This is a genomic window from Micromonospora sp. NPDC052213 (assembly GCF_040679695.1).
Taxonomy (GTDB): domain Bacteria; phylum Actinomycetota; class Actinomycetes; order Mycobacteriales; family Micromonosporaceae; genus Micromonospora.
Map to the genome: position 1 here is coordinate 17,657 of NZ_JBFAVI010000057.1, position 20,063 is coordinate 37,719.

Here is a 20,063-nt window from a genome sequence, read left to right on the forward strand (position 1 = left end):
GGCGAGGCATGCTGCTGACCTTGGAGGGAATCGCCGGAGCAGGGAAGAGCACGCTGCGCGACCGGCTCCTGGCCACCGCCGCCTGCGAGGACCTCCGCCTCGGGCACATCGGCCAGTTCTCCTGGCTGTCGCTGGAGGCCACCCGCACCATCATCGGCCTGCGGGCTGGACGCCCGGCCGCCAGCGGCGTGCGGGCGGTGGCAGCGGTCCGCCGCGACCTGGAACTCCATGCTCGCCACAATCTCGCCCCCGCCCTGTCCCTGGGCCCGGTTGTCGCCGACCGGCTCACCCTGTCGACCGCCTGTCTGCTCGCCCTGCTGCACGACCGTCCTGTCGCTCACTACGTCCAGCAGCTCGCCGAGGTCACGGCCGCGCGGGCGGAGCTGACCGTTCTGCTCACCACCGAGCCCGAGCTGTGCCATGCCCGGCTGTCGAAGCGGCCCACGACGCGCCGCTTCGGGGAGGACCTGCCGACCGCCGTCCGGCTCGCCGACCTGTACGAGCAGGCCGCCAACGCGTGGACGGAGGCGACCGGCCTGTCCGTGCTGCGCCACCCGTGTGCCAACGACCTCGACCTCGACGTGCTGGCCGCCGCCTGCCTGGACCGCCTGCACGATACCGCCCCGGAGGCGGCGCGGATATGAGGAGCCGGCTCATGCACCTGCACCCCATGCACCCCGCCGCCTGGGTCCTTGACCAGCTCCGTGACGCCGGCTGGCACGTCCACGACCTCCTCTGCTTCACCCGCGCCAGCACCCTGGTGCTCGCCAGCCCGCGCACCCGGCCGGGGCCCTACGAGCGCGGCACGGACGGGCCGAGCCGCAACGGGACGCCACCGGTGGTCCTCAAGGCCGGCTTCGGCAGCAACCACGTCCTGGCCGAACTCGACGAGGCCACCCGCAAAGCCGCCTACGGCTTCTACTGGTACGCGGAGATGACGGAGGCCGAACGGGCCCTGACCCGCGAGGACTTCCGCCACGAGATCGCCATCACCCGCGCCGCCCAGGGCGCCGAGCACGTCGTGCCGCTGCTGCAGGAGGGCAGCACTGACCGGTTCGACTGGTACACCATGCCCCACTGCGTCGGCGGCAACTTCAGGCCCCACCTCATTGCCGCCCGCAGCCGAGACGAGGTGGCTGCCGGGCTGGGCATCCTTGCCGACATCGCCGAGGGCCTGCTCAGCCTGCACGAGCGCGAGATCGTGCACCGCGACGTCTACCAGGAGAACATCCTCATCCACGACGGCCACGGACTGATCACCGACCTCGGTGCCGCGCGCCGCGCCGACACCCCGCGCGGCCCCGCCGCCCGGGGCCCGGAGGTGCACTGGCCCCCGGAGTACGCCACCTCCTACGACCGCGCCACCCCAGCCGCTGACGCCTTCAGCCTCGCGGTCCTGACCTACCGCTACCTGTGCGCCGACATCCCCCGCCACGGCCCCTCCCGGCTGGACATCGCACCCGCCAGCCTCCGCCCGATCATCACTGCGGCGCTCGCCCCAGCACCCGAGGACCGGCCCGCCATGAGCGAGTTGCGCGACGCCCTGCGCCAAGCGGCCACCCCTGCCGCCACGCCAGCTCGGCGCAGCCGCTGACCCACCAACAACCGGAAGGAGACGCGGTGCCCACCGCCCGCTCGCCGCCGCACCACTCGGCTCCAGAAGGCGCACGGCCCACCACCCCCGTCTCGGAAAGGACGAGCACACTCATGGACAACGACCGGATCAGCGACTTCCTCGCCGCCGTGGACGACCTGCGTGGCGACGACGAGACCGTCCGCAGCACCCGCCACACCTCCAGCGTCTCCGCCGAGGGCTGGCCGACCACCGAGGACCCGGCGAGCACCACGGCACCCGCGGGCACCGACGCCTGAACGCCGCGCACCACACCGACGGCAGGTCGTCGGTAAGCACCTCCTGGGGCCGGCCCCTCACGGGCCGGCCCCAGGCCCAGCCCCGTCGGAAGGACCCCCCGTGGACGCGCCCGCCATCCCGTTCTCGTTCGCCCCCATCCAGGCCCACCACCGCGACCGCACCCGCCGGATCCGCGCCGTCCTTAAGCCCGCCGCCAGCACCCCCGACTCCCCGAAAACGGACGCCGTCGATTACTGCCTGGCCCACCACGTCCTCGAAGGTGCTGAGGCCGCCGCCCGCGCCGGTGAGACTGCCACCTTTGGCTGGTACGGCGCCCACCCGGACGCGAACGCCTCGGCGCTGTCGACACCCACCGCCGTCGGCCCGCGCATCGTCCTTGCCCCCGACCTTGACCGCCTGCCCCGCTCGGCGATCTCAGAGACCCCCTACTACGTACTGGGCCCGGACACCACCGCCGCCCCGCCGGACCTGCGGGAACTGGCCGCCGCCGCATACGCCACCGGCGCGCAGAACGGCTTCGCTGACCTTCTCGCCGGCCACGCAGTCGTCGTCTGCCTGCTGCGCCACAAACAGCTCGGCGACACCCTCGACAGCTGGACCATCACCCGGCTTCCCGGCACCGTCTACTGCGACCACGTCGATGAGCCCGTCGTGCTGGCCCGCGACCTGATCCACGAGGCAGGCCACAACTGGCTCAACGACGCCCTGGGCGCCACCGACTGCAAGATCAGCGATCAGGTGACGTTCTACTCCCCCTGGAAGAAGACGAACCGGCCTGCCTTCGGCTTTCTGCACGCCTGCTTCGCCTTCCCCCTCACCATGATCTACACCGCTCGAGTCCTGCCCAAGACCAGCGGCGGCCTGTGCCGGTTCCTGGCCGCCTACCTGGACCGGCAGCGCGGACTGCTCGCCACCACCGCCACCGACCACGCCCGCGCGCTCGCCCTGATTACCGACCGCGACCTGCGGGAACGCCTGCACTCCATCCACCGCGAGGCCCTCAGCCTGTGAACCCCTCCAACACCCTGACTGCCTCCATCACGACCGGCCTCGCGGACCAGCCGGGGGAGCCCGGCGTCATTCTGTGCGTCCGCCACGCCGACGGTCCGCTGGCGCAGGCGCGCACCGGATCGGCCAGCCTCGAACTCGCCGCGCCCGTCGGGGAGAACACCGCCTTCAACATCGGCTCCGTCGCCAAACAGATCACCGCATACCTTTGCATCCACGCCGCCCGCGACCGCCTCCTCACCCTGGACCGGCCCGTTGGCGACATCCTGCCTCGCTTCCACATCCCCGACGTCACTGTCGGCGACCTCATCCAGCACTGCGGCGGCATCCGAGACGCCGAATCCCTGCTGTCCCTGGCCGGCTTCCGCGAACTCGACCACTACACTGCCGACGACCTGCTCCAACTCGCCTACCGCCAGCAGCACCGGGCCGTCGAGCCGGGCCGCTTTCTGTACAGCAACACCGGCTACCTCCTCCTCGCCGAAGCCCTCACGTACGCACACGGCACCGGACTCCACGAGATCGCCCACCGGCAGATCTTCACCCCGCTCGGCATGACTTCGGCCCGTTTCAAGACCGATCCACGCGAGGTGATCCCCGGCGCCGCCGCCAGCTACCAGGCCGTCGCCGGCCGATGGCAGCACCAGCAACGCCCGGTCACCCTGCCCGGCCCCGGCTCCCTGTGGTGCACCGCCGCAGACCTGGACCGCTGGCTCGCCCACCTCTGGCACGAATGGCACCGCTCGGCCGCCGACGAGTTTCCGTTCGAACAGCACCTCGGCTACCGGCCCAGCGACCACCCGCCGTTCACGTATGGCGCCGGACTGTACGCCGATCCTCGCCCCGGACGCACCGCCGTCTTCCACTACGGCCACGAACAGGGGTTCTCCGCAGCCGCCCACCTCACCAGCTCGGGGCTCCGCGTCATCTGCCTGTCCAACCACGCCGGAATCGCCGCCGACCAGGTGACCGCCGCTGCCCTCGCCGACCTCACCCACGACCTCGGCACCGACCCCGGTGAACTCCTGTCTCGCGCCCTGCGCAGCCACCCCGCGCCCAAGGCCTGTTCCCTGGATAGCGTCGACACCAGAGCACCTCACACCGCACTCGGCACCTACGTTTGCGACGAGGTGCCGGGCACCGTACGCCTGACCTGCAGTGCGGGGTCGCTGTACCTGTGGCGTCGGGGAACCCTCGACCGCCTCACCTGCACCGGGTCCGCCACATACGCCGCGAACGGCTACATGCTCACACTCCCGACCTCTTCGGCGGACGGCAGGATGCCAGCGCCCGACGGCTTCATCCTCGACCTCGACCGCGCACCAGGGCTGCAATACCGACGACGGTCCTGACTGATCAGCTCCCACCACAACAATGCGGCCCGGCGAACAGGCCCCGTGATCCTTTGGCGTCTTTCGGGAAACCGATGTCCATTCGGTACGTATAGTGCAAATCGGAGGCGACGGGAACGGTGACGTGGTCGGAGCCCGAGTAGTCGGAACTACTGCCATATGGGTCTTAAACGGCCGGGCCGTGCCTGAGCTCGAACGGCCTACCGACGACGCCGTGCTTGTGGCATTAGACCTTCTCGCAGCCAGCCGGAAATCGACAGAGTTGGCAACACGGAGGGGGTCATGAGCTTGTTTCGAGGGACCGTTGATTTCTACCGGCAGTACCGGCCCGGCATTCCCCAGAGTGTGGCCAGCATCCTCGCCGGGGCGGTCCCCGCACGGTCGCCCCGGCGCCTATTTGACATCGGCACCGGCACCGGATTGGTCGTAGAGGCACTACTCTGCCGATTCGATGACATCATCGCCATTGACAACGACGCGGACATGCTTAGCGCCGCCGAAAGCGCGCTACGCCCGCAACTGCCCGACGGCGCATGCCTGCTCCTGCAACAAGTGACGGCGGAGGACTTCCTACCGCCACTGGGGTGGCAAGCCGACCTGGTGACAATCTGCCGGGCCTTCCACTGGCTGGACCAAGCAACGGTCTTATCCCGCCTCGACGCCCAAGTCAGCCTGGGCGGTGCCGTCGCGATCTTCGGGGACAACAGCTTCTGGACAGCAACAAGCCCGTGGAAGGCAGCCGTCCGTTCGGTGATTCAGGACTTCCTCGGCGAGCAGCGCCGCGCCGGTGCCAGCATGTTCCAGCACCACAACCGGCCCTACAGCGACATCATGCGGGAGTCCCGGTTCAACCAGATCGAGGAGATCACCGTCCCGGTCACCCGCACCTGGACGGCCGACAGCATCTTGGGCTACCTGTACTCCACCTCGTTCGCGGCACCCCATCTGTTCGGCGACTGCCTCGACGCGTTCGACCGGGCCGCCCGCAGGGCACTCAAGCAGTTCAGCGACACGGACGTGTTCGAAGAGGAGAACGAGTTCCTTATCCGGATCGGCCGGCGGGGGCGTGGATGAGCCGCTATTACGGAGGCCTACCGGCACCCGAAATCAGTGGTCGGCGACTTCACTCCCGTCACGACGACCCAGATTCGGATGGGGGTCCCCCGAGGCCGAGTTGCAGCAACCACAACAGGCGGCGATCGAGGGCGGATTGGTGTTGGCGGTGTCGTGTTGGTCGTTGTCGACGGTGATCGGGCGGGCTTTGGCCCGCTGGACACCTCACGGCTGGACCGGCGTTGGCCCCATGCCCAGAGTGTCGGCCGGCGGGCCGCGTAGCTGACGGTCACGGTCGAACCGGGTGACCTGCTGGTATCAGCCGCGTGGCTGCACGACATCGTTTCCGCACCCCGCCTGGTGGACAGCGCCTGCACTCGCATCGCGGCGACTGCCCGCTGCGCCGGCCGCCCCGCCAGCGTCTGGTGGCGACGCAGGGACCCCGGTAGTTTCAGCTGTCGAACACCTTCACTGTCATCGATTGGGATGCCGGCTACGTGTCGCACATCGAAGAGATCACCAGTGAGCTCTTTTCATCCTGCGTAGCGGTTGGCTTCGACGTGGTGTAGAGCGAGGATGGCCTGCACGATCGTGGTGGCTCGACGTGGGCAGCAGCGCAGCTTGTTCAGGATCTGACTCGAAAAGAAGCTGGCACGGTGGGGTGGTCAGTTGGGTGCTGGTCGGAGGTTGTCGCCTCCCAGCGCGTGGAGTTCTGCGAGGAGACGGCGTCGGCGACGCTTACCCGCCACCACCCAAGCCACCCTCGCACACGCGGCCACGGAAGCCACCTTCGACGAAACTCCAGTGCCACCAAGGTAGGAATGACCACGCAGGACGGCACCGGCGAGACGGAGCAGGGCGTCGGGGTTGGGAACACGCCGACGACGCCGGTGCGGCGTTTGATCTCCTTCTTCAGCCGTTCGAGGGGTTGGTCGACCAATCCTTCTCCGTAGCGAAGCACCCCAAGGAGCAGCATGGCCGATACCAGCGCCGCACCCAACGCCTGGGACATGGCCCAGCCGTTCCCCGGCCCACCGCCGGACATCTCCGACCGCTACCGCGCCATCGACACCTCGAATGGCCGATACTGGGAGTTGAGCGAATCCGGCTGGGATGCCATGCTCGGCTACCTCGCCGCCCCCGCCACCCTGGCCCGGTGCAGAGAGACCCGGCAACATCATGTCGAGGTCACCGTCAGCGACAGCACCGGAGAGCACACATTCTTCCCACCACGCACGGCGGATGATCAAGCGATCATCGATGAGGCCGCGAGCTCGTATCTGCGCGATGTGGGATTGCCAGAGCGGCCGACCGGCTACCGCTGGTTCCAACGCCTACCCAACGGCCTCACCGTCAAAGACATCGACGAATCGGTCCACGCGGCGATCATGCACCTACCCCCCGACCATCACCCCGCCGAAGCGGTTCCGGCCATCCGCACCGCTCTTGCACGCCTCTACGCCGGGTAGCTGCGTCTCGGTGCGTGCAGCTCGGCAAGGCGGCTTGCGAGGTGGGCGCCAGTCTGAGGACTGGTCTTGCTTCACTCGCCGCCAGCTAACCTCGCGCGGTCTACTGTCACTCTGCCAAGCTCCGCGACGCCGACCTGCTCTTCATTCCGGTCGGTGCCACCGGCGACCCGGACGTGCCATACACGACATCCGTGGGCGACTACCTCACAACGTCTACACCACAACCACCCCGACGCGGAGGAACAGTCGTGACCGCCTGGCCCAATGGACTGGAAGATCAAGCCGAGGTCCGGCGCGACGACCAGTTGCGGGAACTGGTGCGGTCCAGTCCACCACTGATGCGCGCACTGGCTGTGGTGCGGGAGTCGGGACTGGCGGACGCGTGGATCGGTGCCGGGGTTCTCCGCGACCTGGTCTGGGGGAGCCGCTACGGCCACGGGTTCGACCTGCGGACAGTACGGGACGTCGACGTCGCGTTCTTCGACCCCGCCGACCTCAATCGGGACAACGACCAGGAGGCCACCGCCCGGCTAGCAGTGCTGGAGACTGGGCTGCCGTGGGAGGCGAAGAACCAGGCCGCCGTGCACACCTGGTACCCGCAGCGGTTCGGCGGCCCGCCGGTACCACCGTTCCAAAGCATCGCCGAGGCGGTCGCGACCTGGCCCGAGTACGCCACCGCCGTCGCGATCCAACTCGGCCCCGACGACCATATTCTGGTCTGCGCACCCCATGGCTTGTATGACCTCCTCGACGGTGTGTGGCGGCGCAACCCCACCCGGGTCAGCGAACACACCTCCCAGCAACGGCTCGCCCGGCACCGCCCGGCGCAGCGGTGGCCCGGCGTGCGTGTCATCAGCAACCCTCAACGTGGTGGGGAGCAGCGGTTACCGAGCTGTTCCTCGCCTACGGCACCGGTTGCTCTACCGATCTTGGTTCGGGTTTCCCGCCTAGCGCTCGTCGTCACCGTTGGACGGCGCCGCTGTCACGTCGCTCCGTGGAAACGACCCAGCGCGGCATCCCACCGCCGGCAGAATGGTCGTGCCCAGCAGCCCTAGCGAGGTGCAACGGGCGACCCCAGGTTGACACCGGCTCCACCCTGGCGCCTGAGCTCGGGGCGCCGGGCCGCGAGTCGGTGGGCAAACCTCGTTTCTACGTCTCGCCGAAGTAGCCCTCCTGCTCACCGAGGAGCAGCGGAACGTCATACACCGACATGTCCGGGCGAGCCCGGACGGCCCTGACCCGATGACGCCACCGCTGGTGCTCGAACGCCACGTCCGCCTCAATCTCCACCACCACCGTCGGCTCCACCTGCACGTACTCCAGCGGCTCCGGCCGGTCCAGCTGCCCCGACCACGACGCCGGCAACGGCTGCGGCCACGGATGCACCACAGCTGCCCGCCGATGCCGCCCGAACCGCAGCGGAGACAGCACCGCCTCGAACTCCCGCCGTCCCTCGACGTTGAGCGGGTGCGTGCGGCCGGTGTATCGGAGCCGGCCCACCCGGTCGAACCGGCCCAGCAGCAGCGTGTCCGCCTCGCACAAGCTGCCGGTCACCCCGCCGATGATCGCCTCCGTGACGATTCGCGTGCGGTACTTCGACCAGCCGCGACGGCCGGGCAGGTACCGGCCGCCCAGGCGCTTGCTGACCACGCCCTCGATACCCGCCGCGACGGTCCAGTTCATCAGCCAGTCCCCCACCTGCCGCATGTCGGCCGTCTGCGGAGTCAAGGTCAACTGCGCTGGCACGTCGGCGAGCAGCGACTCGAGCCGAGCCCGCCGCTGCGACAGCGGCAGGTCGAGGATCACCCGGCCATCAACGTCCGCGAGCAGATCGAACAACACGTAATGGGCGGGGCAGTCATGTGCCAGCCGCAACACGCCACGGCCAGCCGCGACACGCCGCTGCAGCTGCGCGAAGTTCGTCCGGCCACGCTCCCACACGACCAGTTCACCATCGAGCACCACGCCCGACGGCATGGACACCCGCAGCGTGCGGGTGATGTCAGGGAAGTACCTGGTTAGGTTCCGGCCGGCCCGCGACTGCAGATACACACCATCCGCCTCCCGGAAAGCGATACACCTCCACCCGTCCCACTTCGGCTCATGCACAAGGCCCGGACCCTCAGGCACCACGTCGACCGGCGCCGCGAGCATCGGCGCGACCGGCCGACGCAGCATCCGCTCCGCTCCGGCCCCGACCCACGGGCGGGCGGGAGTCACCTCCAGTCCCCACCACGCCGGCCGCACGCTCCGCTCATCCCCCACCCCCACGTCATCCTGGGAGAGACACAGGCGGCGCCGGGCCCAGATCCGCGACAACGAATGGCGCCAACGGACGGTCGTGGCACTCTCGGCTCTGGGCCAGGTGCCACGTGAAGGTGGAGCCCTCGCCGCAGCTACCGACGGGCGATCCCTGGACGCGTTCAGTCCGAAAGACCAGTCGGGCCCGCAGCGCCGCCCGCTCCGGCGAGCAGAGTCTCATGCGCCGCGTCGCGCTCACGGGGGTCGTACCATCGATGGGTGGACGTGCTGCTGCGCGGCGGGCCAGGTGACGGACAGGTCGTGCCCGGCAGCGGGGAAACCGTCATGTGGCAGGCCTGCCTATACGAAATCACGACCGAGTACAGCCACCGGCACGGCCGCGACCTGAGGGTCTACCGGCACCGCCCCGACTGCTGCGAGCCGTACGGTCGAGGCGCCGAAGACCGCTGCGAGTGACCCACTCCCCCGCTGATTCGCCACCCCGGCCCGCCACGTTATCGAACATGCGTACGATCATCGTGTGGATGAGGAGGTCCGGCGGTGGTGGAACGGGATCTGGGGGCGTCTGGCGCGCCGGGACGTGTGGCTCATCCGCCGCACGCGCTGGTCGGTGGTCGCCCGCGCCGGTGACACCGAGACGGGCAAGGTGCTGCAGTGGGAGTTCGAGACTGAGCCGGAGGCGTTACGGATGGTGGAGCGCCTACTGCGCGCTGGCGGCGCCGGGCAGTGGCGCGAACAGGGGCGCGGCGAGTCTCCGGGTTCGCTGCGGCCGGATGCGGCGGGTCCGGAATGACGATTATGAGCACCCAGAGGGCTCTGCCGCACTACCGAGAACGTGGGCCGGCTACCGCATCGAGCATCTGATCCGTAGACCGATGCTTGTCTATGCACATGATCGGGCTGATCAACCGTCCGCCCCAGGCCTGTCCGGTCCGCACGGGTCCCAATAGATACCAGCAGGTCCAGGCTTTACGTCAGGTTTCGTCGATGGCCCTTTGTCGCCAGATGAGGGCTCAACGAACTTAGCGGGGGTCAGGCGCCCTCTGTGCAGCATCGGTGCCTTCTCGCGCTCGGAGCAACGACGCCGTGCCCGTGAGCTGCTACTGGGTCGCAGGTCGCCAAGCATGAGCGCTACGTGCTGCGATACTGGCCCTGCGCATGCGCTTTCAGTGCCGAGTGCACCCACTTGGAGACCGCCGGGTTACCAGGTAGGTCCGAAAGGTCGACAGCTGTCCATCGCGCTTCGGAGATCTCCCCATTTGGGGCCACTTCGTCCGAGATCGCGTGTAGGCGGACGATCTTCAAGTGGCCCTGTTTTCCGCCGTTGGTGGTCAGGTGTTCTTCCAGTACGAGGGCGAACGGTTCCAGCTCGACGCCCAGTTCCTCGATGCACTCACGCCTGGCCGCCTGCTCTGGGTTCTCCCGGGCTGGCCTGTATCCGCCTCCAGGCAGGCTCCACAGGGACTGGTCGCCGTAGCTATGCCGGACGAGGAGCACTCGTTCAGAGCCGACCGAGCGAATGATCAACGCTTTCACGCCGTGGGTGGTCGGCCTTGCGATTAGCCAATACACCTTGCGGAGTCGATAGAGCACTCTGAACGCCAACGGTGAGATTCTCATAGAAGCCCCCTGGTGGTCATGGGTTCCTCCTGCTTGGGTCGGCTCCGAGGGTGCCGACCAGGTGAGCAAGGCCGTCGCGCGCCATCTCAACGGGGCTCAACAAGTCGGCTGGGTCGGCTGCCCGATAGCGGCGCTTGTCCAGACTGGACCCCTGACGTGAGGGCGCCCGCGACTCTCAGTGATCATCTTGTTGTCGAAGCAAGATCGTTCACAAGTGAAGAGCCACGGGCATGGAAGATGCTACGACCCGGCTGCTGGGCCTCGACGGCCTGGCCGTCACCGCGGTCGCCGACGGGCCGCACGGCCCGGTAGTGGACCTGGTCACCGCTGATGAGCGAGCACGGCGGTGCCCTGAGTGCGGAACCCGGGCGCGTCGGTCGAAGGGGCGGCGGGTGACCCGGCCTCGTGACCTACCCGTGGGTGGGCGCCCCACCAAGCTGCGTTGGTTCAAGCGCCGGTGGCGCTGCGACGAGCCCGGCTGTGCCCGCGCCTCGTTCACCGAGGCGGTGACCGCGGTCCCGGCCCACAAGCGGCTGACCGGCCGGCTGCGGTCGGCGACCGGCGCCGCGGTCGCCGACGGCGGGCGCACAATCATGCAGGCAGCACGCGATCACGACGTGTCCTGGCCGGTGGTGGCCGCCGCGTTCACCGCGCACGCCGCCGCGGTCCTGCCCACCCAGCCACGACCGGTAGAGGTCCTGGGAATCGACGAGGTCCGCCGCGGTCGGCCGAAGTGGGAGTTTGACGAGGCCACCGGGACGTGGCACACCGTGATCGACCGCTGGCACGTGGGGTTCTGCGACCTGTCAGGCGGACAAGGGCTGCTCGGGCAGGTCGAGGGCCGCACCGCGGCCACCGTCGTCGACTGGCTGGCCGCGCGCCCCAAGTCATGGCGTGAGCAGGTGCGCTTCGTGGCCATCGACATGTCCACGGTGTTCAAGTCCGCGATCCGCCACGCGCTGCCGGCCGCACAACTCGTCGTCGACCATTTCCACGTGATCCAGCTGGCCAACGCCACCGTGACGGAGGTCCGCCGCCGCGTAACCATGCAGGTCCGCGGTCGGCGCGGCCGCAAAGGCAATCGCGAATGGGAGCTGCGCAACCGGTTGACCCGCGCCGCGGCCCGGATGAGCGGCGATCTGGTCGCTGAACTGGAAGGCGAGCTCAAGGGCCTGCCGCCACGGATCGGGATACCGATCCTGGCCGCATGGAACGCCAAAGAGGACCTGCGCGACCTCTTGGCTCGCGCGCGCACCAGCCCCAACCGCGAAGACGTCGCCGACCTGCTCTACCGGTTCTACTGCCGCTGCGTCGAGTCCGGCCTGCCCGAGCTTGAGCGTCTGGCCACCACCGTGCAGACCTGGTGGCCGGAGATCCTGGCGTTCATCCACACCGGGATCACCAACGCCGGCTCCGAGGCAACCAACCGCGTGACCAAGACCGTAGCCCGCGACGCATACGGCTTCCGCAACCCCGTCAATCAGCGGCTACGCACCCGCTGCGCCACGACGCGGCGGTACCGCGGCCACCTCGACCCCCGCTAAGTTCGTTGACCCGTCAATGATGACCTGATGAAGCTGGCATCAATGCCGCCGGGCAGTGAGTCAAAATTGATGCGCAGCAGTGGGCGGGAAGACGTCCAGACGGCAGCGCGCCGCCGCTACGAATCCGCTGAGGCCCCATCCCCCACGGCAAAGTCGTTAGATAACGCCTTGTAGGGGCCACTTCCGGCAACAGGAACAGATAGGGAAATAGCGGCCGACGACGGGCCGCACCGGCCCCCGTCGCCGAAGAGCCCGACCCCCGGCACTCGGGCTAAGCGAGCACAACCTGCCGGACTCGATGATCGTGGAAACAGACCCGCCCCGCTCGGACTCACTGTCCGGCACCGACCGGCAAAGGCGGAGCGACTACGCGAGCCTCCGCGCCACTGGTCGGCCCGTCCCGCAACCACCAGACCCACGTCATCGACCGTCTCTTCCGGAAGCAGTAGCCAACCTACGAAGTCCCCATAGCTCCCGGCCGACGACTTCCTGATGCGTGTCGATCACGGTGCGGCGTCATCCCGACAGCTCAGCCGGGCCAGCACGTAGCCGCACCTGGCATGAGGGCTGAGGGCTAGTTGACCCATGCGGCCGCCAGGCCGGCCGCGGATGAACGGTATGGCAGCCCCAAGTAGGCTCGATGCGAAGCAGTGAGTTGCCGGGGAGGTGGCACGGCTGAGCCGCACGACGCCGCAGCACAACTTCCTGCGTGTAGGCCAAGTGGTGCCGACTGATCAGGAGGTGGCCACTGTCGAGATCGCCACGCCGGTCTCGGACGCGCTCGCGATGATGGCCCGTCATGGCTTCGATCAGGTGCCGGTGACATCTAACGGCGTGGTGGTGGGCGTCTTCAGCTATCGGTCACTCGCGCTGAACCTTGGCATCGTGCGCCGGCAGGACAGCCCCCTGTCCTACCCCGTCGGCGATTTCCTTGAAGACCTGACCTTCGTCAGGTCCGGCTCTGAGGTCGAAGACGCGTTGGAGGCGCTCAACCAGAAGGGGGCGGTGTTGGTGGGTGATGAGGAACGGCTGCTTGCGGTCGTCACTGCCGCCGATGTGAACAGCTACCTCTGGACCGCGACAAGGCAGTTCATGATCGTGCGCGACGTCGAGCTGGCGACGCGGTACCTGGCTCAACGGGCGTGCGCCACCGAGGACGAGCTCCGCGCACTTGTTGCCGCCGTTCGGCCCACAGACGCGAACGGCAACCCGGCCGAGCGCTTGGAGGACCTGACCTTCGGCGAGTTGGTTTCCGTCATCAACAGTCCCGAGCGTTTCGGCCGGGTTTTCAGCCGCACCTTCGGTAGTAGTCGCGAGCTGGTGTTCTCCATGCTTGAGCCCGTGCGGGACGTGCGCAACAAGGTCTTTCACTTTCGCGATGCGGTGACGCCGGATGAGGTTGACCTTGTCATGAACGCCCGTGTGTGGCTGCAGCGCAGGGTCAGGATGGTGCAATGACTGCTCGCGCACCTGCTCATGTCCTGCTTGCTGAGCGGTTGGATCGCGTCCGCGACGCGCGCCACATCGTGCTGCGGGCACCTGTCGGTTCCGGTATTACGCAGACCCTGGCGGACGTTATCGCACGCACCGCTGCGTCCGGCTTCGTCCTGGTTGTGTCGTCGCGTCGCGACCTGCTCGAGCAGTGGACCATCGTGCTCAGGAGCCACGGCGTCGCTCCGGTGCGTCTTCTAAACCCTGACCTCGCCTTGGAACTTGCCAGCCTGTCGCCGACCGAGCCTCGTCGCGGGGTTCTCCTCACAACCACGCTAGACGTCCGCCGCGGTCCCGTACGGCTCGCGCTGCAATCGCTACCCCTAGCCTTGTTCCTTCTCGATGCCCTCCCTAGGCCCGACAGCGCCACGCTGCCCGCTGTCATCAGCATCGTCGACCGGGCTCATCGGACAATCGTGGTCGACCGTGAGCCAAACGAGGGTATGCCCTCATGGCTCCACCATCCCGTGCTGGTCCAACTCACCTTGGCCGAGGCCATCAACATGAGCGGTGAGCGGCACGTCAGCCCAGAAGACTACTTGGTGACGCTCGGCCCCGCCGAGCGCTCGGTCTTTCAGCAGGCGGCGACGTTGCTAAGAAAGCGAGATGGCATCCGCAGCCGACCCGCTTTGCACTCGGCATTAATGCAACTGATCAGTGGGGGCCAGGAAACGAGCCGAGACAACCTGGGCCGCGTGGATATGGCATGGAGCCTTGTTGATTCTCTCGAGGGCCTCGGCCCAGACCCACGGCTGGCCGCGATGACAGAGGCGGTCCTGCACAGGCGTCAGTTCGGCCCTGTCATCGTGGTGACCGGTTCCTTGCGTGCCGAGGTCGAGTACGTACGGGCCCACCTAGCCGCCCACGGTATCCGCACAATGGAGTGGACATTGCAGGATCCGCCGAAGGCCCCAGTGGTTACGGCCGACAGCAGCCCATATCCCGTTATCGTTGCCACTCCCAACGGCCTCAAGGTTGACGAATCACTGCTACAGGACGCCACTCTGGTGTACTTCACCAAGCCGCGGAGCAACGCCGATCGTTCATGGCTCCTGAGCGCACTGCACACCGGCGTGGCTCGTGCCGCAGTTCTTCCTGTCGACGAACCGCCGGTAACAGCCGAGAGCTGAACCTGATCAAATGATGGTCGCACCAGACAGCAAAAGGGCCTGACCCGCGTTTCCGCAGGCCAGGCCCTTTCGATCTTGCGCGCCCGAAGGGACTCGAATCCCTAACCTTCTGATCCGTAGGCGTGGCAACACGTCCGCGTCGGTTCCTCGACGTCCGACCAGCCACCGAGCAGCCACGATCGCTACTACGCCGCACATCAGGCCTGGGGGCGGAGAGCGTCAGGTGCGCGCCGCGACATGACAGCGAACGCGGAGGCCCATCAGCTGCGGCCCGGTATGCATGTCGGCCCAGCCCGAGGTCTTGAGGAGCCCGAACGCGTTGGGTAGTTGCCGGTCAGCCGGCACGGCGCCGGTCTTCGACGGTGCCGGTCAGCGGGTCTTCTTCGTCGCCCGCTTGCGGGGCGGCGTCAACAGGTCGGCGATACTCGCGATCGCGGACGGCACGAGGCGGTAGTACGCCCACACGCCGCGCTTCTCCCGTTCGAGCAGGCCGGCCTCGTTAAGGATCCGCAGGTGATGGCTCACGGTCGGCTGGGAGAGACCGAGCGGCGCGGTGAGGTCACTCACCGACGCCTCGCCCTGCGGAGACGACTGGATCAGGCTGAGCAGTCGCAGCCGGGCCGGGTCGGCGAAGGCCTTCAGCACTCCCGCGAGCCGCTCGGCATCGGCGCGCTTGATCGGTTCGCCAGCGAGGGGCGAGATGGCAGGCGTCGTCATGTTCGTGGATCCCACGCCTTGCATCGTTGCAGCAACACCACCGCGAGGCTGGCAAACGAGGGGCGGATCACGCGAATTCCACGGGCAGGCCTTCTGAACCCGTTCCCGCCGTTCTGCTTCACCGGGTCTTCGATCTTGCATAGGCCGTCGAGCACCGCGTCGAAGCCCTGTTTCGGCTTCTACCCCTGTGGAAGGCCGGCAGCCGTATCGTGTCCACCGGCTGCAGCACCGCGCCGACGCGTCCTTCGAGGTTGTCGTCCGCGCCGTGATCCTGCCGAGCACCAGTAGTCCACCAACCGGCTTTACACCCAGTTGTCGATCAAGAGCTGGGCCACAACTCCCAGGTGCCGCGCGGCCCGCTGCGCACCTCGGCTCCCAGGAATCGGGCGTTGGCCTCGGCGGGGTGTGCGACCGTTAACGCCTGTGGCGAAGGTAGCCGTCCTGCGGCCAGCCCTATTCCCACGCCAACCGTCACGGCAGCGACTTGAATAGTGGTGTGCAGGTCAGCAAGGACGGGCGGAGTTGGCGCATCGGCGCCGCCGCCGACGTGGACTGGATCGCCGGTCACACCACCTCCGGCATCTCGATCACCACCGCCATCCCGCCGATCTTCGACGCCTACGCCACCACGCACCAGGCCGACGACGTCACCGCCGCCGCCTACGAGCACGCCCTGGTCGAAGACCTCATCACGCACACCCCCGACCAGCCGTGGTGGCTGGCTTACCTCGATACCGGCGCCCATGACGTCGTCTTTCCCCACGCCCCCAGGGTGTCGCTCTACTGGAACTGGCCGTACGTGCTGGTCGAGGCCGGACCCGAGCAAGCCCTCACCTGGCGCACCGGTGGTCACATACGCCACCCCCGCGGATCGCTACCCGACCTGTTCTTCCCCGCAGACCGATCATGGCTGGTCTCCGCACTCTGGGACGACACCTGGACCTGCGTCGGCGGCCCGGAACCGCTGATCCACACCCTCCAACGCGACCCCCTGGCCAACGCCCACCGGGTCCGACCCGACGAAGACGCGCTGCCACCGGGACTGACCCGCGAGTGACACCCAACGCCCAACCCGGTCGCGCCACCACCTCTGCCGTGTCGAGATGTGGATCAGCAGTCCCCTGCCGAAGCCTCGCGTGATGTAGGCAAACGGCCGACGCCAGCAATCGTCCCTATATAGGTCAACTGTATATAGAGACGGTCTATGGTGAAGGCCATGGCGATGCAGGAACCGACGTTCTTCATCCTGACGGCGCTGGTGCGCGCCACCCCGCTGCACGGCTACGGGATCATCCAGGCCGTCGAGCAACTATCGGGCGGGCGCGTCAAGCTCAAGGCCGGGACGCTGTACGCGGCGCTGGAGCGGCTCAGCACGGAGGGCCTGATCGTCGTCGACCGGGAGGAGGCCGTGGGCGGCCGGCTGCGTCGCTACTACGTGCTGTCCGACGACGGCCGTGCGGCGCTCGAAGCCGCAGTGGAGCGGCTCGAGTCGAACGCTCAGGTGGCCGCCTCCCGGCTGCGCGAGGCGTTTGCCTTCATCGGGGGGGTTCGGCATGCCTGACCTGGAGCGCTCCTACCGCCGTCTGCTCTGGGCCTACCCCGGCTTCTACCGGCGCGAACGCGGGCTGGAAATCCTCACCACCCTGCTCGACGCGGCCGAGCCGGGGCAGGTCCGGCCGTCGCGCGGCGAGGCGGCCCAACTGTTGGTGAATGGTCTCCGGTGCCGGTTCGTGCCGCCCACCTGGATCGGCCGGCTCGCGGCCGGCCTCGTGGCGATCTGGGCGGCCGTGGTGCTCAGCGGGGCCGGCGCCCTGGCCGTCTGGGGGTTCGCCAACCCCGAAGAACCCGATCTTGCCGCCTTCAGCGACGATCTGGTCGGCCGGCCGGCCTCGTTCGCCTACGAATTCCCAGGCGACGACCTCCTCGACATGGCCTACGCCTACCGGACGTATGGCGAGTTCCAGAATTTCCCTGAGGAGGGCTGGGACGGCGGGCGGCCGGCGCCGATGGGCCAGAGCCGGGTATACGAGCAGATCGCCGACACACCGACCGTCCTGGCCGATGCCCACCAGCACCTGACGAGTGCGGGCTGGCGCACCGGCGCCCTGAGCCAGGGCGGCGACAACGGTCGCGCCGACGTGAACAGCCCGAGCGGAGTCTTCTGGGCACACCGGGACGGGGTGCTGTTGCGCGTGTCCGGATACGACAACCAGACCGGCGTGACGGTCAGCGCCTATCCGATCGAGCCGAGCGGTGTGCTCGCCGGCGCGGTCGCCGGGTTCGTCATCGGGCTGATCCTGGTGTGGCAGGGGATGACCTCGATGGCTCACCGGGTCGCCCGGACCCCACGGTCGACCCGGCGGCTGATCCTGCTGCTCGGCCTACCGGCTCTCATCGCCTGCGGGGTGAACACCCTGGACAACGTGCTGAGCATGGTCCCGGACCCGAACACCGCCAGCGTGCTGTTCGCCGCCGACTACATGTATCCGCTAGCCAACCAGATCGCCAACCCCCTGGCAGTCAGCGTCATCGCGCTCGCGCTGACCGGCAGCCTGAGCCTGATCGCCGGGGCAGCCAGGATGAGCCGGCTTCGACCCGTGAATGCGGCAGCGTCGACCGGTGAAGTCGCCGACATCTGAGCCGGAATTCCCGCTGCCCAGGCGCCGGGAACCCCTGGTTCGGGTTCGGCCAGGATCTGGCGGGCGACGAGTCGTTTGAGCTTGGCGCATAGCCCTTCGGTGTCCTTGGCGGTGATGCCGGTGCCGAGGGCGTGGCAGATGCCCTTGGTGCGCATCCCGTCGGTGGTGGCGTGGAGACGGCGAGGATCTGCTGGTAGGCGGGGCTGGCGACGGTCGCGGCAGCGGGTGTCGCCGGATCGGTGTGGCGGCCAGGCTGAGCAGTGTCTTGCGGCCTCTCGCGTTCGGCGATCAGCGCGAGGATCGACGGCTTGGTCCCGCCTGGTGTCCTGGGTCTAGCCAGGACCGGGGTGGCAGTGCCGGTCAGCCGGCAGAGCCGCGGCCACTGCCGCATGGGATCCTCAGGTGGTCACTTCTCGCAGCAGGTCCCGGGTGAACCGTGCGTACTCCGGGCTGCACGCACCGACGATGCCGGCAGGTCAGGAAGCCGAGGCACGACGGAAAGCCGGCACAAACGGCGACACCCACATCGCACCCACGTGACACCCACCGTCCACAAGGCCCAGACAACACAAAAGGCCCGACCCGCGTTTCCGCAGGTCAAGCCCTTACGATCTGGTGCGCCCGAAGGGACTCGAACCCCTAACCTTCTGATCCGTAGCGCAACCACGATCGCTACCCACGCCGCAGTTCGCGGTCTGGACAAGGAGCGTCAGATGCGCAGCTACCCGGTCGCCGTAGTGGGAAGCGTGCGGGGACGGCACCCGGCCGGCCATTGAGGACGAATAACCCCCGAAAGACCCCGCGCGTGCGGGGACGACACGCCAACAGCCACCAGCGCCGTGCAGTCGCCGGGAAGACCCCCGCGCGTGTGGGGACGACGTGATGGCCCGGACCCCGCAGCACACCTACCAGGGAAGACCCCCGCGCGTGCGGGGACGACGTCGGGGAGGCCACCCCCGACACGAACGGCGGTGGAAGACCCCCGCGCGTGCGGGGACGACCGGAAGCTCCGCGAGCTACGCCGAAGGAACCACGGAAGACCCCCGCGCGTGCGGGGACGACGGCGACGAGCTGACCACCATCCCCGAGGCGTTCGGAAGACCCCCGCGCGTGCGGGGACGACCGGCGGGCGGTGGCGCAGGCAGCGTGGCGGGCGGGAAGACCCCGCGCGTGCGGGGACGACTGCGCCCGCGCCACGATGCCCTTGGGTTGGGCGGGAAGACCCCCGCGTGCGGGGACGACGGCGCGGTGCGGCGGCACTCATTCCTGCCGCCCGGAAGACCCCCGCGCGTGCGGGGACGACACCTTCCACGGCGAGGTGACGTGGTGACCGACCGGAAGACCCCCGCGCGTGCGGGGACGACGGCTCGGTCAGGCTGTCGGCGAAGTGCGAGTAGGGAAGACCCCCGCGCGTGCGGGGACGACAACCGCTTCAGGGTGGCCTCCCCGCCGGGGATCGGAAGACCCCCGCGCGTGCGGGGACGACATATCTAGGGCAAGGAGGCCGTTGAAGCCATGAGGAAGACCTCCGCGCGTGCGGGGACGACCCACATCCGGGCCGATTTGGTTCAGGAACGAGCGGAAGACCCCCGCGCGTGCGGGGACGACGACCCCACCATGTCGATCATCGGGTCGATGACGGGAAGACCCCCGCGCGTGCGGGGACGACGTGCTGCTGCGCGACGCGTTCGTCAACGGCGAGGGAAGACCCCCGCGCGTGCGGGGACGACGTCATCGGTTCCGTCACCCAGTGCGGGCGCACCGGAAGACCCCCGCGCGTGCGGGGACGACGTGCGGGCGCGGGCCGGCATAGATGCTCCCAGGGGAAGACCCCCGCGCGTGCGGGGACGACACGCACCCGGCGCAGCAGCAGCGGCCGGTGGCCGGAAGACCCCCGCGCGTGCG

19 protein-coding genes and 2 pseudogenes are annotated in these 20,063 nt (G+C 68.5%); 16 read left to right on the plus strand and 5 right to left on the minus strand.

What is annotated here, in order from left to right; genetic code table 11:
* Positions 1-8 precede the first annotated feature (8 nt).
* The 6 genes from AB0L34_RS16230 to AB0L34_RS16255 all read left to right on the plus strand — a co-directional run bounded on the left by AB0L34_RS16230 (position 9) and on the right by AB0L34_RS16255 (position 5,307).
* A complete protein-coding gene (locus AB0L34_RS16230) occupies positions 9-644 on the plus strand; it encodes a hypothetical protein (protein ID WP_363705277.1) in 636 nt (211 codons plus the stop codon).
* An 11-nt stretch (positions 645-655) separates the two neighbouring features.
* Positions 656-1,594, plus strand: coding sequence for a protein kinase (locus AB0L34_RS16235; RefSeq protein ID WP_363705278.1), 939 nt, complete (start codon positions 656-658; stop codon positions 1,592-1,594).
* Between the two features lie 113 nt (positions 1,595-1,707).
* Entirely contained in the window at positions 1,708-1,872 is a 165-nt protein-coding gene (locus AB0L34_RS16240; RefSeq protein WP_363705279.1) for a hypothetical protein, read from the plus strand.
* Between the two features lie 100 nt (positions 1,873-1,972).
* Positions 1,973-2,884 carry an HEXXH motif-containing putative peptide modification protein gene (locus tag AB0L34_RS16245; RefSeq protein WP_363705280.1) on the plus strand — a complete coding sequence of 304 codons (912 nt, stop codon included), beginning with the start codon at positions 1,973-1,975 and terminating at the stop codon, positions 2,882-2,884.
* Positions 2,881-4,233, plus strand: a complete 1,353-nt coding sequence (locus tag AB0L34_RS16250; protein ID WP_363705281.1) for a serine hydrolase domain-containing protein — start codon at positions 2,881-2,883, stop codon at positions 4,231-4,233. Before AB0L34_RS16245 ends, AB0L34_RS16250 begins: the two co-directional genes overlap by 4 nt.
* A gap of 282 nt (positions 4,234-4,515) precedes the next feature.
* Positions 4,516-5,307 carry a methyltransferase domain-containing protein gene (locus AB0L34_RS16255; protein WP_363705282.1) on the plus strand — a complete coding sequence of 264 codons (792 nt, stop codon included), beginning with the start codon at positions 4,516-4,518 and terminating at the stop codon, positions 5,305-5,307.
* A gap of 512 nt (positions 5,308-5,819) precedes the next feature.
* On the opposite strand, the pseudogene AB0L34_RS16260 reads toward AB0L34_RS16255, so the two are convergent.
* Positions 5,820-5,939: pseudogene (locus AB0L34_RS16260) on the minus strand (IS5/IS1182 family transposase); the annotation flags it as partial.
* Positions 5,940-6,116: 177 nt separating this feature from the next.
* Positions 6,117-6,214: pseudogene (locus AB0L34_RS16265) on the minus strand (transposase); the annotation flags it as partial.
* A gap of 46 nt (positions 6,215-6,260) precedes the next feature.
* Between AB0L34_RS16265 and AB0L34_RS16270 the strand changes: the two are divergent.
* Positions 6,261-6,755: a DUF5956 family protein gene (locus AB0L34_RS16270; RefSeq protein WP_363705283.1), complete on the plus strand. Its 495-nt coding sequence runs from the start codon at positions 6,261-6,263 to the stop codon at positions 6,753-6,755.
* 248 nt (positions 6,756-7,003) lie between these two features.
* On the plus strand, positions 7,004-7,810 hold the full coding sequence (locus tag AB0L34_RS16275) for a nucleotidyltransferase family protein (protein ID WP_363705284.1): 807 nt from the start codon (positions 7,004-7,006) through the stop codon (positions 7,808-7,810).
* A 94-nt stretch (positions 7,811-7,904) separates the two neighbouring features.
* Here the strand turns inward: AB0L34_RS16275 and AB0L34_RS16280 are convergent, their stop codons facing one another.
* A complete protein-coding gene (locus tag AB0L34_RS16280) occupies positions 7,905-8,933 on the minus strand; it encodes an ATP-dependent DNA ligase (RefSeq protein ID WP_363705285.1) in 1,029 nt (342 codons plus the stop codon).
* A 342-nt stretch (positions 8,934-9,275) separates the two neighbouring features.
* On the opposite strand from AB0L34_RS16280, the gene AB0L34_RS16285 reads away from it, so the two are divergent.
* Both AB0L34_RS16285 and AB0L34_RS16290 read left to right on the plus strand, forming a co-directional pair.
* A complete protein-coding gene (locus tag AB0L34_RS16285; RefSeq protein ID WP_363705286.1) occupies positions 9,276-9,473 on the plus strand; it encodes a hypothetical protein in 198 nt (65 codons plus the stop codon).
* Between the two features lie 64 nt (positions 9,474-9,537).
* Positions 9,538-9,810, plus strand: a complete 273-nt coding sequence (locus tag AB0L34_RS16290) for a hypothetical protein (RefSeq protein ID WP_363705287.1) — start codon at positions 9,538-9,540, stop codon at positions 9,808-9,810.
* A 338-nt stretch (positions 9,811-10,148) separates the two neighbouring features.
* Here AB0L34_RS16290 and AB0L34_RS16295 read toward each other — a convergent pair whose 3' ends face one another.
* Positions 10,149-10,622 carry an NUDIX domain-containing protein gene (locus AB0L34_RS16295; RefSeq protein WP_363705288.1) on the minus strand — a complete coding sequence of 158 codons (474 nt, stop codon included), beginning with the start codon at positions 10,620-10,622 and terminating at the stop codon, positions 10,149-10,151.
* Positions 10,623-10,867: 245 nt separating this feature from the next.
* Here AB0L34_RS16295 and AB0L34_RS16300 point away from each other — a divergent pair, with 245 nt between their 5' ends.
* From AB0L34_RS16300 to AB0L34_RS16310, 3 genes are all read left to right on the plus strand, one after another.
* A complete protein-coding gene (locus tag AB0L34_RS16300; protein WP_363705289.1) occupies positions 10,868-12,181 on the plus strand; it encodes an ISL3 family transposase in 1,314 nt (437 codons plus the stop codon).
* Between the two features lie 666 nt (positions 12,182-12,847).
* On the plus strand, positions 12,848-13,639 hold the full coding sequence (locus tag AB0L34_RS16305; protein ID WP_363705290.1) for a CBS domain-containing protein: 792 nt from the start codon (positions 12,848-12,850) through the stop codon (positions 13,637-13,639).
* Positions 13,636-14,802, plus strand: coding sequence for a hypothetical protein (locus AB0L34_RS16310; RefSeq protein WP_363705291.1), 1,167 nt, complete (start codon positions 13,636-13,638; stop codon positions 14,800-14,802). Before AB0L34_RS16305 ends, AB0L34_RS16310 begins: the two co-directional genes overlap by 4 nt.
* 369 nt (positions 14,803-15,171) lie before the next feature.
* Here the strand turns inward: AB0L34_RS16310 and AB0L34_RS16315 are convergent, their stop codons facing one another.
* Positions 15,172-15,543 (minus strand): metalloregulator ArsR/SmtB family transcription factor, encoded by a 372-nt coding sequence (locus AB0L34_RS16315; RefSeq protein ID WP_363705292.1) that lies wholly within the window; start codon positions 15,541-15,543, stop codon positions 15,172-15,174.
* A 472-nt stretch (positions 15,544-16,015) separates the two neighbouring features.
* On the opposite strand from AB0L34_RS16315, the gene AB0L34_RS16320 reads away from it, so the two are divergent.
* The 3 genes from AB0L34_RS16320 to AB0L34_RS16330 all read left to right on the plus strand — a co-directional run bounded on the left by AB0L34_RS16320 (position 16,016) and on the right by AB0L34_RS16330 (position 18,158).
* Entirely contained in the window at positions 16,016-16,576 is a 561-nt protein-coding gene (locus AB0L34_RS16320; protein WP_363705293.1) for a hypothetical protein, read from the plus strand.
* Positions 16,577-16,735: 159 nt separating this feature from the next.
* On the plus strand, positions 16,736-17,080 hold the full coding sequence (locus AB0L34_RS16325) for a PadR family transcriptional regulator (RefSeq protein WP_363705294.1): 345 nt from the start codon (positions 16,736-16,738) through the stop codon (positions 17,078-17,080).
* A 169-nt stretch (positions 17,081-17,249) separates the two neighbouring features.
* Positions 17,250-18,158, plus strand: a complete 909-nt coding sequence (locus AB0L34_RS16330) for a hypothetical protein (protein ID WP_363705295.1) — start codon at positions 17,250-17,252, stop codon at positions 18,156-18,158.
* Positions 18,159-20,063: the final 1,905 nt, after the last annotated feature.

What these genes read in the sequence shown, in the direction of transcription:
- AB0L34_RS16255 (WP_363705282.1), top strand. Translation starts at nt 4,516, where the DNA reads ATGAGCTTGTTTCGAGGGACCGTTGATTTCTACCGGCAGTACCGGCCC.
- AB0L34_RS16325 (WP_363705294.1), top strand. Translation starts at nt 16,736, where the DNA reads ATGGCGATGCAGGAACCGACGTTCTTCATCCTGACGGCGCTGGTGCGC.
- AB0L34_RS16235 (WP_363705278.1), top strand. Translation starts at nt 656, where the DNA reads ATGCACCTGCACCCCATGCACCCCGCCGCCTGGGTCCTTGACCAGCTC.
- AB0L34_RS16270 (WP_363705283.1), top strand. Translation starts at nt 6,261, where the DNA reads ATGGCCGATACCAGCGCCGCACCCAACGCCTGGGACATGGCCCAGCCG.
- AB0L34_RS16280 (WP_363705285.1), bottom strand. Translation starts at nt 8,933, where the DNA reads ATGCTGCGTCGGCCGGTCGCGCCGATGCTCGCGGCGCCGGTCGACGTG.
- AB0L34_RS16315 (WP_363705292.1), bottom strand. Translation starts at nt 15,543, where the DNA reads ATGCAAGGCGTGGGATCCACGAACATGACGACGCCTGCCATCTCGCCC.
- AB0L34_RS16240 (WP_363705279.1), top strand. Translation starts at nt 1,708, where the DNA reads ATGGACAACGACCGGATCAGCGACTTCCTCGCCGCCGTGGACGACCTG.
- AB0L34_RS16310 (WP_363705291.1), top strand. Translation starts at nt 13,636, where the DNA reads ATGACTGCTCGCGCACCTGCTCATGTCCTGCTTGCTGAGCGGTTGGAT.
- AB0L34_RS16230 (WP_363705277.1), top strand. Translation starts at nt 9, where the DNA reads ATGCTGCTGACCTTGGAGGGAATCGCCGGAGCAGGGAAGAGCACGCTG.
- AB0L34_RS16300 (WP_363705289.1), top strand. Translation starts at nt 10,868, where the DNA reads ATGGAAGATGCTACGACCCGGCTGCTGGGCCTCGACGGCCTGGCCGTC.